This is a genomic window from Rhizobium sp. N731 (assembly GCF_001664145.1).
GTDB lineage: Bacteria > Pseudomonadota > Alphaproteobacteria > Rhizobiales > Rhizobiaceae > Rhizobium > Rhizobium esperanzae.
On record NZ_CP013601.1, the window covers coordinates 2,278,818 to 2,292,254 of the forward strand.

Annotated in this window: 14 protein-coding genes and 1 tRNA gene; 10 read left to right on the forward strand and 5 right to left on the reverse strand. The window is 61.3% G+C overall.

Annotation, left to right across the window (positions count from 1 at the left end; translation table 11 throughout):
- The first annotated feature begins 76 nt into the window (after positions 1-76).
- A complete protein-coding gene (locus AMK02_RS11215) occupies positions 77-352 on the forward strand; it encodes a hypothetical protein (protein ID WP_064802751.1) in 276 nt (91 codons plus the stop codon).
- Positions 353-391: 39 nt separating this feature from the next.
- Here the strand turns inward: AMK02_RS11215 and AMK02_RS11220 are convergent, their stop codons facing one another.
- Positions 392-829: a DUF1489 family protein gene (locus AMK02_RS11220; RefSeq protein ID WP_064802753.1), complete on the reverse strand. Its 438-nt coding sequence runs from the start codon at positions 827-829 to the stop codon at positions 392-394.
- A 183-nt stretch (positions 830-1,012) separates the two neighbouring features.
- Positions 1,013-2,416 carry an L-serine ammonia-lyase gene (locus tag AMK02_RS11225; protein ID WP_064802755.1) on the reverse strand — a complete coding sequence of 468 codons (1,404 nt, stop codon included), beginning with the start codon at positions 2,414-2,416 and terminating at the stop codon, positions 1,013-1,015.
- Positions 2,417-2,683: 267 nt separating this feature from the next.
- On the opposite strand from AMK02_RS11225, the gene AMK02_RS11230 reads away from it, so the two are divergent.
- Together AMK02_RS11230 and AMK02_RS11235 are read left to right on the forward strand one after the other, a co-directional pair.
- Entirely contained in the window at positions 2,684-3,448 is a 765-nt protein-coding gene (locus tag AMK02_RS11230; RefSeq protein ID WP_064802756.1) for a DUF599 domain-containing protein, read from the forward strand.
- On the forward strand, positions 3,448-4,437 hold the full coding sequence (locus AMK02_RS11235; RefSeq protein ID WP_064802758.1) for a heparan-alpha-glucosaminide N-acetyltransferase: 990 nt from the start codon (positions 3,448-3,450) through the stop codon (positions 4,435-4,437). The genes AMK02_RS11230 and AMK02_RS11235 overlap by 1 nt, the downstream gene beginning before the upstream one ends.
- Positions 4,438-4,465: 28 nt before the next feature.
- Here AMK02_RS11235 and AMK02_RS11240 read toward each other — a convergent pair whose 3' ends face one another.
- Both AMK02_RS11240 and mgtE read right to left on the reverse strand, forming a co-directional pair.
- The gene (locus tag AMK02_RS11240; protein ID WP_011425479.1) at positions 4,466-4,858 is read right to left on the reverse strand and encodes a MerR family transcriptional regulator; all 393 of its coding nucleotides are present in this window, start codon (positions 4,856-4,858) and stop codon (positions 4,466-4,468) included.
- A 65-nt stretch (positions 4,859-4,923) separates the two neighbouring features.
- Positions 4,924-6,336 carry a magnesium transporter gene (gene mgtE / locus AMK02_RS11245; RefSeq protein WP_064802760.1) on the reverse strand — a complete coding sequence of 471 codons (1,413 nt, stop codon included), beginning with the start codon at positions 6,334-6,336 and terminating at the stop codon, positions 4,924-4,926.
- A 241-nt stretch (positions 6,337-6,577) separates the two neighbouring features.
- On the opposite strand from mgtE, the gene AMK02_RS11250 reads away from it, so the two are divergent.
- From AMK02_RS11250 to AMK02_RS11260, 3 genes are all read left to right on the forward strand, one after another.
- A complete protein-coding gene (locus AMK02_RS11250; RefSeq protein ID WP_064802762.1) occupies positions 6,578-7,072 on the forward strand; it encodes a peptide deformylase in 495 nt (164 codons plus the stop codon).
- Between the two features lie 70 nt (positions 7,073-7,142).
- Positions 7,143-7,655 carry a BON domain-containing protein gene (locus AMK02_RS11255; protein WP_064802764.1) on the forward strand — a complete coding sequence of 171 codons (513 nt, stop codon included), beginning with the start codon at positions 7,143-7,145 and terminating at the stop codon, positions 7,653-7,655.
- A gap of 303 nt (positions 7,656-7,958) precedes the next feature.
- Positions 7,959-8,327, forward strand: a complete 369-nt coding sequence (locus tag AMK02_RS11260) for a hypothetical protein (protein ID WP_064802766.1) — start codon at positions 7,959-7,961, stop codon at positions 8,325-8,327.
- A 181-nt stretch (positions 8,328-8,508) separates the two neighbouring features.
- Here the strand turns inward: AMK02_RS11260 and AMK02_RS11265 are convergent.
- Positions 8,509-8,593: transfer RNA gene (locus AMK02_RS11265), tRNA-Leu, on the reverse strand.
- Between the two features lie 182 nt (positions 8,594-8,775).
- On the opposite strand from AMK02_RS11265, the gene lipB reads away from it, so the two are divergent.
- The 4 genes from lipB to AMK02_RS11285 all read left to right on the forward strand — a co-directional run bounded on the left by lipB (position 8,776) and on the right by AMK02_RS11285 (position 13,416).
- The gene (lipB, locus tag AMK02_RS11270) at positions 8,776-9,495 is read left to right on the forward strand and encodes a lipoyl(octanoyl) transferase LipB (RefSeq protein WP_064802767.1); all 720 of its coding nucleotides are present in this window, start codon (positions 8,776-8,778) and stop codon (positions 9,493-9,495) included.
- Between the two features lie 80 nt (positions 9,496-9,575).
- On the forward strand, positions 9,576-10,496 hold the full coding sequence (locus AMK02_RS11275; RefSeq protein ID WP_064802769.1) for a DMT family transporter: 921 nt from the start codon (positions 9,576-9,578) through the stop codon (positions 10,494-10,496).
- Positions 10,497-10,593: 97 nt separating this feature from the next.
- Complete coding sequence (locus AMK02_RS11280) at positions 10,594-11,298, forward strand: hypothetical protein (RefSeq protein WP_064802771.1); 705 nt, start codon at positions 10,594-10,596, stop codon at positions 11,296-11,298.
- A gap of 108 nt (positions 11,299-11,406) precedes the next feature.
- Positions 11,407-13,416, forward strand: a complete 2,010-nt coding sequence (locus tag AMK02_RS11285) for an acetyl-CoA carboxylase biotin carboxylase subunit (RefSeq protein ID WP_064802773.1) — start codon at positions 11,407-11,409, stop codon at positions 13,414-13,416.
- Positions 13,417-13,437: the final 21 nt, after the last annotated feature.

A 13,437-nucleotide genomic window follows, 5' to 3' on the forward strand; every position in this document is an offset into this window, starting at 1 on the left:
CCGTAACGGCCGGAATCGGTGTTTGCGTTTCCGGCCATCGGTTTGAACTCGATCAGTAATGCGTACGGGGAAAACTATGGCGATCAATGAGAATGTTCCGGGAATGCCAGGCGACCGCCGCGGCGGGGCCAAAGGGCGTTCATCCCTGCATCCGCTGCACGAAGCGGCTCTGCGACTTGCCGAAATCGGTCTGCAACGGCCGAGAGCGAAGTCTGCCAAGACCCGGGATCTCATCAATCTGCTGCTTTGCCATGGCGCCCGCGCCTGGCGCTATTCGCAGCCGGAAGCCCGCATTCATCTGCATGTGACTTCACCGGGCGGCAGTGCGCCGGTGCAACTGCGGCTGCGCTGACATCCGGTCTTCCGGAATCGATGTTTCGGGCGATAAGGATTAGAGCAGGCCGAGTTCGGTCAGCTCGCGGCGCAGGTCCGCCGGCATTTCGGCGATGCCGGCGCCCAGACTCGTAAGATCGGCTGGGACGTCGTCCTGGGTATAGTAGCGCCAGCCCTGGAACGGCCGCTTCGGCTGCACCGCCGTTTCGATCACCTCGGGACCGAGCATCAGACGGCAGCGTGAAATCCCTTCGTCGTCTGTGAACGTTTTGATGTCGAGCAACCTCTGCCTCGCCTGCACCTGTCCCTTGATCACCCAATAGAGCGAGCCGCCGTCGAGAAGCTCCTCCATGCGTTTGGGCACCATGCGCGTCGTGTGAACCGAATGCGGTTCGAGCCCGGCGGCAATAGCGCGCAGCGAGCGCTCCGCCACCCATTCGCGCAGATCCTCGATCGAGTCGGCGCCGACACAGAGTTTGATGAGATGCAATGCCATGCCGCCGTTGAAATCCTTTTGGCGGCAGGCGTCAAGCGTCTAAAGCAATTCCAGGAAAAGTGTGAAGCGGTTTTCCCAGGCAAAGCGCCAAGCGTTTGCCGATAGTTACGCAAAATCAAGAACTTAGATCGGTTCAGCGCTCGCGTGAAGCGCTCAACCGCTCTAGCGAATCAGTTCGCACGCTCAGCATTCGACGACATTGACGGCGAGGCCGCCGGTCGAGGTTTCCTTGTATTTCTCGCTCATGTCATGGCCGGTCTGGCGCATCGTCTCGATGCAGGCGTCGAGCGGTACGAAATGCTGACCGTCGCCCTTGACGGCAAGCGATGCCGCCGTGACGGCCTTGACGGCGCCAAGCGCATTGCGCTCGATACAGGGAACCTGCACGAGGCCTGCGACAGGATCGCAGGTCATGCCGAGATGATGTTCGAGCGCGATCTCGGCGGCATTTTCGATCTGCTCCGGCGTGCCGCCCATCACCGCTGCCAGGCCTGCAGCCGCCATCGCCGCGGCCGAGCCGACCTCGCCCTGACAGCCGACCTCGGCGCCAGAGATCGACGCATTGTGCTTGATGATGCCGCCGATCGCCGCAGCCGTCAGCAGGTAATCGCGGATACCGTTCTGGTCCCAGTCTTCATGAAAGTGCTCGTAATAGCGGATCGTTGCCGGAATGACGCCGGCCGCGCCATTGGTCGGCGCCGTGACGACGCGCCCGCCGGCGGCATTCTCCTCGTTGACGGCCATCGCATAGACGCTGAGCCAGTCATTGGCGAGCAGCGGATTGACGCGATTGCTGCGCCACTCCTCCTGCAGCTTGTCGTGAATTCGGCGGGCGCGGCGCTTGACGTTGAGGCCGCCCGGCATGACACCCTCCACCTTGAGGCCGCGCTCGATGCAGGAGCGCATTGCCTCCCAGATGCGGTCGAGCCCCTGATCGAGCTCTTCTCGGCTGCGCTGGCTCTCCTCGTTCGCCCGCTTCATCTGCGCGATCGACAGCCCGGAGCGCTCCGCCATCTCCAGCATCTGCTTGGCGGTCGAGAAGGGATAGGGCACGCGCACGCCGCCCGTGGCATTCTTCTTCGCCCGCATCTGTTCCAGCTCGGTATCGGTAACGACGAAGCCGCCGCCGACCGAATAATAGATGCGCTTGAGGAGCAGCCGGCCGTCCTTGTCAAACGCCGAAAAGATCATGCCGTTGGCATGGCCTGGCAGCGGCTGTTTCTTGTCGAATATCAGATCGGTCTTCGGCTGGAACTGGTAGGCCGGATGGCCCGCAGGCGTGATGCGGCCGGTGCGCTCCACGGTATCGATGATGCCGTCCATCCTGTCGGGATCGACACTGTCGGGCGCCTCGCCCATCAGTCCGAGAATGACAGCCCTGCCCGTGCCATGGCCGATCCCTGTATGGGCGAGCGAGCCATGCAGGCTGACCTTGATCGCGACGACCTGAGCGCCCGATGACGGACGCGGCCATTCATTCGACAGGATCAGGTCGAGAATTCGGTTGGCGGCCGACATCGGACCCATCGTGTGCGAGCTCGACGGTCCGACACCGATCTTGAACACGTCGAATACCGAAAGAAACATGGATGCGCCTTCTGAACACTGGAATGCAAATTTAAACGCCGCCGGCGCCGGATCCAAGCGGCGAACCGACATCGCCTGGAGTCGGTGCGACATTTCACACTAGCGCAGAGCCATGAAAATCGGAATCGCTTTTCAGAGCTATATCGCCGTGAGTGTCCCCTTATGGACGCGCAGCGCTCTAAATCCGTGTGAGCCCGGCTTACCGGTCATTGCAGCATCTCAGCGCATATGTAAGGTGGCCGCAATCATGCGGAGACTGAATCATTGATGACGACGGCGGATTATATCGCTCTGGCTTTCTTTGCCTGTGTCTGGATGGGCTACTCCTGGCTGCTGAAGGGTCGCACCTTCTTCGGCCGCACCAGCCTGACCCATGCGATGACCGAACGGCGGCGGGAGTGGATCTATAATTCTCTGCGGCGCGACCTGAAGATGATCGACACGCAGATCATGTCCGGCCTGCAGAACGGCACCGCCTTTTTCGCCTCGACCTCGATCTTTGCGCTCGGCAGTTGCTTTGCCCTGCTCGGCGCGACGGAAAAGGTCGACGCCGTCTTTGCCGACCTGCCCGTCGTCTTCCATGGTGGCCATGCCGCCTTTGAGATGAAGGTCGGCGGTCTGGCGGCGCTGTTCGGTTATGCCTTCTTCAAGTTCGGCTGGTCCTATCGGCTGTTCAACTATTGCACCATCCTTTTCGGCTCCATTCCGATGATGCGCGAAGCCGACAGCGACGTCATCGCCGCGGAGCGGGCCGCCGAACGCGTCATCCGCATGAATGTCATCGCGGGCAGCAATTTCAACGAGGGCCTCAGGGCGATCTTCCTGTCGATCGGCTATCTCGGCTGGTTCATCAATCCCTACGTCTTCATGCTGACGACGGCGACCGTCATCTTCGTGCTGACACGGCGGCAGTTCTTCTCGCAGGCGCGGCTGGCGATCATGGATGCCGGCCCGCCATCAAATCCACACCTTTCTGCTATTCGCCACGGCACGCCGTCGAACGACGGAAGTGATTTGACCGGGGGACTTTGATGACAATGCCGGCAATGCAGGCAGATGCGGTGGCAAGACCGCCGCGCATCGGTCTATTGGATACGGCGCGCGGCGTCGCATTGATCGCCATGGCGAGCTACCATTTCACCTGGGACATGGAGTTCATGGCCTATCTGGCGCCGGGCACGGCCGAGACCGGCTGGCTGAAGATCTATGCCCGGGCGATCGCCACGACCTTTCTCTTCATCGTCGGCATCAGCCTGGCGCTCTCCAGCACGCCGACGATTCGCTGGCCGTCCTTCTGGAAACGTTTCGGCATGATTGCCGCGGCGGCCGCGGTCATTTCAATCGCCACCCGCGTTGCAATGCCGGACACCTGGATCTATTTCGGCATCCTGCATTGTATTGCGGTGCTCACGCTCATCGGCGTCGTTTTTGTCAGATTGCCGATCGCTTTCACGCTCCTCGTCGCAGTCGCGCTCCTTGCCGCCTGGATCCTCGATAATTTCGGCACACCGGGCCTGCTCCGTTCATCCTTCTTCGATCCGAGATATCTCGCCTGGATCGGCCTTGCCGAAACGCCGCAACGCTCCAACGATTACGTGCCGCTGTTTCCTTGGGCTACGCCGTTCTTCGTGGGCTTGAGCATCGCCTTGATTGCCATCAGAACCAGGCTGCCGCATCGGCTCGCGGCCATCGGCACAGGCCCCTGGTGGCCGGCGAAGCTTGGCCGCCACAGCCTTGCCTTCTACCTCATTCATCAGCCGGTGCTGATCGCGATCGCTTACGGTCTTTCCCTTGTCGTCCCACCGCCGCAGCCGGATCCGGTCGAAACTTACCTTAGGCAATGCAACTCCGCCTGCGTCATGCAGCAAGGCGAAGCGCTTTGCCGCAGCTTTTGTCAGTGCACGCTCGACAGATTGCAGGCGCAGTCGCTGCTGACACCGCTGCAGGCGGGCAAGATCGATCTGCAGAACGATGAGCGGGTCCAGACGATTGCCGGCGAATGCAGCGCCGAGGCGCAATAAAGGACCGGCAACCGCCCTGCGGCAATTCTCAGGTGGTGACGCCGATTTCGGCAAGACGGCCCAGGCAGGCCTCTTCGATATTGTCGAGTTCCGTCAGCGTGTCGTCTATGTCCTTGCGCTTCTGGCGCAGGTCCTCACGCTTCTCGTCGACGCGCTTCATCAGGAGCTTCAGCTGGCCGAGCTCGCCAGGCGGCTCCTTATAGACCTGGATGATCTCGCGGATTTCCGCGATGGTGAAGCCGATCCGCCGGCCGCGCAGGATTTCTCCGATGAGCCGTCGGTCCGCCGGCCGGAAGAGACGCGTGCGCCCTCGCCGCTCCGGATGGATCAGTCCCTCGTCTTCGTAGAAGCGGAGCGTGCGCGTCGAGACACCGAATTCGCGCGTCAGCTCCGTTATGCTATAATATTTGTTCACCGGCATGTGTTCCCCGTCATCGAACCGGCAATAATATTGACTTTTACGTAATAGTCAATTTCGGCGAACCGTCAGATGCCGAACCACCAGGTGGCGATACCGAGAAAAGCGAAGAAGCCGGTGCAGTCGGTTACCGTCGTGACGAACACCGACGAGGCAATCGCCGGGTCCGCTCCCACCTTGTCGAGCAGCAGCGGCAGCAGGATGCCGGCAAGCGCGGCCGCCATCAGGTTGATGATCATCGCCGCCGCGATCACCCCGCCGAGCTGATAGTCGTGAAACCAGATGCCGGCGATCGCGCCCATGATCGTCGCAAAGACGGCGCCGTTGAGAATGCCGACGCCTGCCTCCCTGCGAATGATGCGGCCGGCATTGTAGATGTCGAGATCGCGGGTGGCGAGCGCACGCACGGTCACCGTCATCGTCTGCGTGCCGGCATTGCCGCCCATCGAAGCGACAATCGGCATCAGCACCGCAAGCGCGATCATTTTCTCGATCGAAGCGTCGAATAGGCCGATGACGCTCGCCGACAGCATCGCCGTGCCGAGATTGATCAGAAGCCAGAGAAACCGCGATCGCGCCGTCGAGATCACGTTGTCCGACAGCTCTTCGTCGCCGACACCGCCGAGGCGCTTGATGTCCTCGTCCGCCTCTTCGTGGATGACGTCGACGACGTCGTCGATGGTCAGCACGCCGACCAGCCGGCCGTTCTCGTCGACGACGGCAGCCGACAGAAGATCGTATTGTTCGAAAAGCTGGGCGGCCTCCTCCTGGTCCATCTCGGCGGGCACCGGATGGTTGGTCTCCCGCATGATCTGCTCGATCTTCGTCTGCCGCTTGGTGCGCAGGATCTGATCGAGATCGACGGCGCCGAGCAGCTTGAAGGTCGGATCGATGACGAATATCTGCGAGAAGGAATAGGGCAGATCCTCCTCGTCGCGCATATAGTCGATCGTCTGGCCCACCGTCCAGAATGGCGGCACGGCGACGAACTCGGTCTGCATGCGGCGGCCGGCCGAGCTTTCCGGATAGTCGAGCGCCCGGCGCAGCCGCACCCGCTCGGTAAACGGCATCTGGGCGAGGATTTCTTCCCGGTCCTCCTTGTCGAGGTCTTCGAGAATGTAAACGGCATCGTCCGAGTCGAGCTCGCCGATGGCGGCCGCGATCTGCTCGTTCGGCATCTGGTCGACGATCTCGCGGCGAATTGCCTCGTCGACCTCGGTCAGCGCCGTCATGTCGAAATCTTCGCCGAGCAGCCGCACCAGCGCCAGGCGCTGATCCGGCTGGATCGATTCGAGCAGGTCGCCTATCTCGGATTCATGCAGGCGGGCGACATTCCCGCGCAGGAACAGCGTGTCGCGATCGGCGATCGCCGCACCGACGAGCGCCAGGAAATCGCCGCGGACATTGCCGTCCTCGTCGTAAATATCCGCTTCTTCGTCATCGCGCCGGCGAATGCGGTCTTCCCCATCGGTCGTCGTCATCTGCCGCCCTCGCACCTGGTTCGAATTTCAACGACTGCCGCACCGCATTCGCAAATGTCGGCCGAAAACACATTGTCAACAAGCGGATAAGCGAATCCCGCGCGAGGCTCCCGCAGTCGGAATTCTTGGCCCCTGCTAGCTCAAAGCATCCTTGTCGTAAAGCGCCAACCGTGCTTCGTGATGACAATGTCTGCGGCCGGCGATAGTTTCCCCGCCGCTCAAAGAGAGGGGAACCCGCTTCATGCCCATCCGTCCGATCCTGCACTATCCGCATCCGGGCCTGAAGACCGTCTGCGAACCGGTGACGGACTTCGATGCGTCGTTGGCCGCGCTCGCCGACGACCTGCTGGCGACGATGCGCGCAGCCCCCGGCGTCGGCATCACCGCCGCCCATATCGGCGTTTTCCGCCGTGTGACGGTGCTGGAGCTCGATCGGGCCGACGGTGTGCGCCTCTACGTCAATCCGCAGATTACCTGGATGTCGCAGGAGACGATGAACCATGCCGAGGGCAGCGTCTCCATGCCCGGCGCGACCGAAGAGCTCACACGTCCACGGGCGATCCGCTTTCGCTATCAGGATGCCGGCGGCATCGTGCACGAGGAGGCCGCCGAAGGTTTCCTCGCCATCTGCGTCCAGCACGAGGTGGACCAGCTCGACGGCATCTTCTGGCTGCAGCGGCTTTCGCGGCTGAAACGCGAACGCCTCGTCAAAAAATGGGAGAAAACCCAAGGCTGACAAATCGCCCGCCACACCGAACCATTCGCCCCTGTCGGCGTTGTCCCGAGAGAAACTAGGAGCGACTATAATGGCAAGGATCGGTGACAAGACCCCGATTTCACGCGAGGCCCCCGAGCTTTCCCGTGAAGAAGAATATCGCGACCTCGAAGAACGCAATCTCGATGACGGCTGGCCTTATGCCGACGGCACCGCCGCCAGCGACCCCGCCAACCGGCCCTATGGCGAGACCGCGGCAAATTTCGACAGCGATCCCAACACAGGTTTCCGAATCGACGGCACAGACCAAGACGGCAACGAGAATCGCCTCAAGGATTCGTTGCGCGCCGGCATGATCGATCGCGATGAAAGCGACGAGCTCGAGGCGCGGGTGAACGACGCTCTCGAAAATATTCCCGAGGTCGATATCAACAGTATCGAGGTTCATGCGGACGGTCACGTCGTCACCCTCGAAGGCTCGGTCGAGACGATCGGCATTGCCCGCAAGGTCGAGCTCGGCGCGCTATCGGTCGACGGCGTCCACCACGTGCGCAACAGGCTGCAGCTGACCGGGGTCGACGCGCATATCCCGAACGAAGACTGACCAGAGGCGCATTACGATGACCATCGCCAGGAGGCGGGCACACTGCCTCCTATTGGTTCCTGACATTACCAAAAGTTAACAATTTCCGATTGCAGCAGGAGCAGGTAGCCTGCCGTCTGTTTTGCTACGCGGCTGCCGTAACAGAAACGTCACGTTCGTTGACAACACCGTGATTTCATTTGAACAAAAGGCAATGAAGCGACCGGCTTCCGTTCACAATATCGCCGCAATTGGCGCGCGAAATCTTATCTGCCGGGGATGGTTTATGTTGTTGAATGCAACAACAGATTGAGGAGAAGAACCATGCGCATCAAATTTGCCCTCGCCGCATCCCTGTTTGCCGTCAGCCTTGCCGGCGCGGCCTTCGCCCAGCCGACTTATTCCGACGATTATACCAACGACAGCGATGGCTTTGCGCCCTCCAAGATGGCGCAGCCTGCCCCGGTGCACTATAGCAACAACCACAAAGCTCCGGCCTATTCCAGCGACTATACCAATGACAGTGACGGTTTCGCGCCGACGGCGATGGCAGCGCCCGCGATCGACAAGACCGCGACCGCAAGCATCAAGCCCCTGCCCCCGTGCCACAGCATGGTCGGCCCGAGCGGCTCCCATACCAAAGGTGCCGACAGCGGCGCCTCGCGCACCGAGGCCTGCCGCGCAACGCATTGATCGGCTATAATATGCGATCGAGACGAAAGGGCCGCAGTCGGCCCTTTTTTCTCTTCAGCTGTGCGGTAGTGTGGCCGCGAACGCCTGACTTCCGGCGCGGCGGGACTCTTGCGTAAACTGGGAAAATGGAGACATAAAAAACCTCGTGGATCCAAGCGGTCACGAGGGTTTTTAAATAATCTGGTGCGGTCGAGAAGACTCGAACTTCCACGGGTTGCCCCACAGCGACCTCAACGCTGCGCGTCTACCAATTCCGCCACGACCGCATCGTGGTAGGTGCCGATTTGCGTCGGCGGGGCAGCATGTAGCAAAAGCATTTGGGGTGCACAAGGGCGATATGACAGTTTTTTTGAAAACCTTTCACGGCATTTGAATTGGCCGGAAAACGGGTCCATATAGGTCTCCTGCCGCCCCTATATCGTCAGGCATTTCGGACAGGCGGTAAGGAATGGCCATGCTTCGCACCGATCTCGAATTCTCCATGCTCCCGAAACTCGGTACTCGGCCTGTGCGCTGGCGTATCGCCGACGGACTCGTTGCCTATGAGGCGGCGGTGGAGACGATGGAGCGCGAGGTGGCGGCGATCGGAGAAGGCGGCGACGAACTTGTCTGGCTCGTCGAGCATCCGCCGCTCTATACCGCCGGCACCAGCGCCAATGCGGGCGACCTCGTCCAGCCGGATCGCTTTCCGGTCTTTGCGACAGGACGTGGCGGTGAATATACCTATCACGGACCCGGTCAGCGCGTCGCCTATGTCATGCTCGACCTGAAGCGCAGGCGCCAGGACGTACGCGCCTTTGTCGCCGCTCTCGAGGAGGTCGTCATCCGCACGCTCGACATGATGAACGTGCGCGGCGAGCGGCGCGAGGATCGCGTCGGCGTCTGGGTCCGCCGCCCGGAAAAGCCGTTGCTGCCGGACGGCACGATGGCTGAAGACAAGATTGCCGCCCTCGGCATCCGGCTGCGCAAATGGGTGACCTTCCACGGCCTGTCGCTCAACGTCGATCCCGATCTCGATCATTTCAGCGGCATCGTGCCCTGCGGGATATCGGCCTACGGCGTCACCAGCCTCGTCGATCTCGGCCTTCCCGTCATGATAGCGGATGTCGACATCCGGCTGCGCGCCGCGTTCGAGACGGTTTTCGGTGAAACGGCGAATGATCTCTGACTGCTTGAGCGGTTTCACGGGCTTGATTTGCCCGGCTTTCCCGTGATTGATGGACGCCGTTCCCACAAGAATCGGCAGCCATGTCAAAGCCCCATCAAGATTCCCTGCAGGGCATGGCCATCATGTCCGGCGCTATGTTCATCCTGCCGATCATGGATGCCATCGCCAAATACATGGCGACCTTTGAATCGATGTCGCCGGGTCAGGTCACCTTCTACCGCTTCTTCTTCCAGATCGCCTGCACCCTGCCGATTCTCTTTGTCATTTTTGGACGCAAGGCGCTTTCCGCCAAGCGGCCGTGGATGAATCTGCTGCGCGGCGTGCTGCATGGGGCGGCGAGCCTGCTATTTTTCGTCGCCGTCAAATACATGCCGCTTGCCGATGTCTTTGCCATCTATTTCGTCGAGCCCTTCATGCTGACCGTCATGTCGGCCCTGCTTCTCGGAGAGAAGGTCGGCTGGCGGCGCTGGATGGCGATCGTCGTCGGTTTCGGCGGCGCGATGATCGTCATTCAGCCGAGTTACGAGATTTTCGGCTTGAAGGCGCTGCTGCCGGTGGCCTGCGCCTTTCTCTTCTCGCTCTATCTTTTCCTCAATCGCGCCATCGGCGAGGCCGACTCGCCCCTCACCATGCAGACCATGGCCGGCATCGGCGGAACGATCTTCATGGCGGCCGCCCTTCTCGTCGGCAGCAGCGCAGGCAATGGGGATTTCGCCATTTCCCTGCCCTCCTCCGGCCTCGGCCTTGCGCTGCTTGTCGCCCTCGGCTCGATCTCAGGATATGCGCATATGTTGGTGGTGCGGGCTTTCCGGCTTGCACCGCTGTCGCTGCTTGCCCCGTTTCAATATTTCGAGATCATCTCGGCCACCGTGCTCGGCTATGCGCTGTTCAATGATTTCCCGAATTTCTCCAAATGGATCGGCATTTTAATCATCGTCGCATCCGGCCTCTTCATCATCTGGCGCGAGCGGCTGCAGGCACAGTCGCTAAAATCGTCCTGATATCCGCAACAGCGGGTTAACTCCTCTTCTTGAGGGATCGTCAATTCGCAGCCGCTAAAACGGTTTCCGGCTTCATGATGAAGCCTGGAGTTAAAACATGAGCGAATTCCGTCTCGCTTTTCCGGCCTGCGTCGTGGCCGGCAAGCATCGGCTGACGGCCGAAGATATCGTGCTGCTGCGCAAACATGCTTTCCCCGAGGGGATCCGGACGTCCCAGGATGTCGTCGCAATGTTGGCGCTCAACAATTCCTGTCCCGAAAAATGTGCCGAGTGGAACGCTTTCTTCGTGGAGCAGATCGCCGGTTTTATCGTCCATTACACCTATCCGCAGGGCTCGCTTGATGAAATCAACGTTGCCTGGATCATGCGCATGTTCACGACCGACGGCGTCGTCAACTCGGCGCTGGAGCTCGAGCTCATTCTCCACGTCATGGAGATTTCGGCCGATGTGCCGGGTGAATTGAGAGCGCTTGCCCTCGACCAGCTTCGCCTAGCGATCACCGACGGCATCGGCGGCTACAAGCTGTCGCGCGCCGTCGACCGTAAGAACATCACACGCCAGGACGTCGATTTTGCGATGCGCATCTTCAGAAGCATCGCCGCAGGCGGCGTCATCGCCGTGTCGCCGGCCGAATATGGCGTCCTCCATCAGATCGAGCAGGCAACGCTGCCGGGCGCCAACCATCCGCACTGGGCTGGGATCATGGCTGCCGTCACCCTGCGCGATCGACCGGAACCGCGGCGCAGCCGCTGGCTGCGCATCGTCGACGAGGAATCCGTCGCGGAAGCCGCCGTCGCCTGACATTCCGCGACGTCATCCCACGTCTCCTGAGTGCCGGCGCCAAGCCCGATTGTGCGTTCCTGTGTTTTATGCGTAAAACTCCGGAACGCATTTCTGGGTGGAGTCTCGATGTTCAAGAAAATCCTGATCGCGAACCGCGGCGAGATCGCCTGCCGCGTGATCAAGACGGCGCGCCGCATGGGCATTTCGACCGTTGCGGTCTATTCGGATGCGGATCGGGATGCGCTGCATGTCGAAATGGCCGACGAGGCCGTCCATATCGGCCCCGCCGCAGCGTCGGAAAGCTATCTGGTTGCCGAAAAGATCATCGCCGCCTGCAAGGCGACCGGCGCCGAGGCGGTGCATCCCGGTTACGGATTTCTCTCCGAGCGCGCCTCTTTCTGCGCCGAGCTGGAAAAGCAGGGCATCGTTTTCATCGGCCCGAAGCCGAAGGCCATCATGGCGATGGGCGACAAGATCGAATCGAAGAAGTTCGCCAATGCGGCCGGCGTCTCCACCGTGCCGGGCCATCTCGGCGTCATCGAGGATGCCGCGCATGCGGAAACGATCGCTGGCGGGATTGGCTATCCGGTCATGATCAAGGCGTCTGCCGGCGGCGGCGGCAAGGGCATGCGCATTGCCTGGAACGAGGCCGAGGTGCGCGACGGCTTCGAGCGCGCCCGCTCCGAGGCGAAGAGCTCCTTCGGCGACGACCGCGTCTTCATCGAGAAATTCGTCGTTGAGCCGCGCCATATCGAGATCCAGGTGCTGGCCGATGCGCATGGCAACGTCGTCTATCTCGGCGAGCGGGAATGCTCGATCCAGCGTCGGAACCAGAAAGTGGCGGAAGAGGCACCCTCACCTTTCCTCGATGAAAAAACTCGCAAGGCCATGGGCGAACAATCGGTGGCGCTGGCGAAGGCCGTCGACTACCAGAGCGCCGGCACGGTCGAATTCATCGTCGACCGCGACCGCAATTTTTACTTCCTCGAAATGAACACCCGCCTGCAGGTCGAGCATCCGGTGACCGAACTCGTCACCGGCATTGACCTCGTCGAACAGATGATCCGCATCGCCGCGGGAGAGCCGCTGAGCTTCAGCCAGGACGCTATCAGGCTTAATGGCTGGGCGATCGAAAGCCGGCTTTATGCCGAAGATCCATACCGCAACTTCCTGCCTTCGATCGGCCGCCTAACGCGCTACCGCCCGCCGGCGGAAGGCAGGACCGGCAACATTGTCGTTCGCAACGATACCGGCGTTTTCGAGGGCGCCGAGATCTCGATGTATTATGATCCGATGATCGCCAAGCTCTGCACCTGGGCGCCGACGCGTAGTGAAGCGATTGAGGCCATGGGCCAGGCGCTGGACGGCTTCGTCGTCGACGGCATCGAGCACAATGTTCCCTTCCTGTCGGCGCTGATGAAACATCCGCGCTGGCGCGAGGGCCGGCTGTCGACCGGCTTTATTGCCGAGGAATATCCTGACGGTTTCGCGCCGATGAAGCCGGACCGGCAGGAGGAAGCCACGCTTGCCGCAATCGCGCTGTCTGCCTCGCTCATTGAAGCGAACCGCCGCGAACGTTTCGCCGATCGCCTGCGCGCCGCATCGGCCACGCTGCGGGAGCATTGGGTGGTCAAAACAGCTGGGAACTACGTCGCTGTCAGATTGCTCGATGGCCTCGTCACCATTCCTTTCGATATGGAGATGGAGATCGAGGGCGAAAGCCGGAGCGTTGTCACCGATTGGAGACCGGGTGATCCGGTCTGGAGCGGCAGGGTCGGCGACCAGGATATTCCCGCGCAGATCCGTCCCGTCCTCAACGGCCTGCGCGTCGACTGGCAGGGACTGTCGGTGACCGCCAAGGTCTTTTCGCCGCGCCATGCGGAACTCGACAGGCTGATGCCGGTGAAGCTGCCGCCGGATACCTCCAGGCTCCTGCTCTGCCCGATGCCCGGCCTCGTCGTATCCATCGCGGTCGCCGAGGGCCAGGAGGTCAAGGCCGGTGAGACGCTTGCCATCGTCGAGGCGATGAAGATGGAAAACGTCCTGCGCGCCGAGCGCGATCTCGTTGTCTCCAAGATCAATGCCGCGGCCGGCGAAAGCCTGGCCGTCGACGCGGTGATCATGGAATTCGCTTGAGCCGGCCTCGCCGGCCATGCC

Bases quoted from the DNA above. Each gene is read 5' to 3' on its own strand.
- AMK02_RS11215 (WP_064802751.1), top strand. From the start codon at position 77: ATGGCGATCAATGAGAATGTTCCGGGAATGCCAGGCGACCGCCGCGGC.
- AMK02_RS11220 (WP_064802753.1), bottom strand. From the start codon at position 829: ATGGCATTGCATCTCATCAAACTCTGTGTCGGCGCCGACTCGATCGAG.
- AMK02_RS11225 (WP_064802755.1), bottom strand. From the start codon at position 2,416: ATGTTTCTTTCGGTATTCGACGTGTTCAAGATCGGTGTCGGACCGTCG.
- AMK02_RS11230 (WP_064802756.1), top strand. From the start codon at position 2,684: ATGACGACGGCGGATTATATCGCTCTGGCTTTCTTTGCCTGTGTCTGG.
- AMK02_RS11235 (WP_064802758.1), top strand. From the start codon at position 3,448: ATGACAATGCCGGCAATGCAGGCAGATGCGGTGGCAAGACCGCCGCGC.
- AMK02_RS11240 (WP_011425479.1), bottom strand. From the start codon at position 4,858: ATGCCGGTGAACAAATATTATAGCATAACGGAGCTGACGCGCGAATTC.
- mgtE (WP_064802760.1), bottom strand. From the start codon at position 6,336: ATGACGACGACCGATGGGGAAGACCGCATTCGCCGGCGCGATGACGAA.
- AMK02_RS11250 (WP_064802762.1), top strand. From the start codon at position 6,578: ATGCCCATCCGTCCGATCCTGCACTATCCGCATCCGGGCCTGAAGACC.
- AMK02_RS11255 (WP_064802764.1), top strand. From the start codon at position 7,143: ATGGCAAGGATCGGTGACAAGACCCCGATTTCACGCGAGGCCCCCGAG.
- AMK02_RS11260 (WP_064802766.1), top strand. From the start codon at position 7,959: ATGCGCATCAAATTTGCCCTCGCCGCATCCCTGTTTGCCGTCAGCCTT.
- lipB (WP_064802767.1), top strand. From the start codon at position 8,776: ATGGCCATGCTTCGCACCGATCTCGAATTCTCCATGCTCCCGAAACTC.
- AMK02_RS11275 (WP_064802769.1), top strand. From the start codon at position 9,576: ATGTCAAAGCCCCATCAAGATTCCCTGCAGGGCATGGCCATCATGTCC.
- AMK02_RS11280 (WP_064802771.1), top strand. From the start codon at position 10,594: ATGAGCGAATTCCGTCTCGCTTTTCCGGCCTGCGTCGTGGCCGGCAAG.
- AMK02_RS11285 (WP_064802773.1), top strand. From the start codon at position 11,407: ATGTTCAAGAAAATCCTGATCGCGAACCGCGGCGAGATCGCCTGCCGC.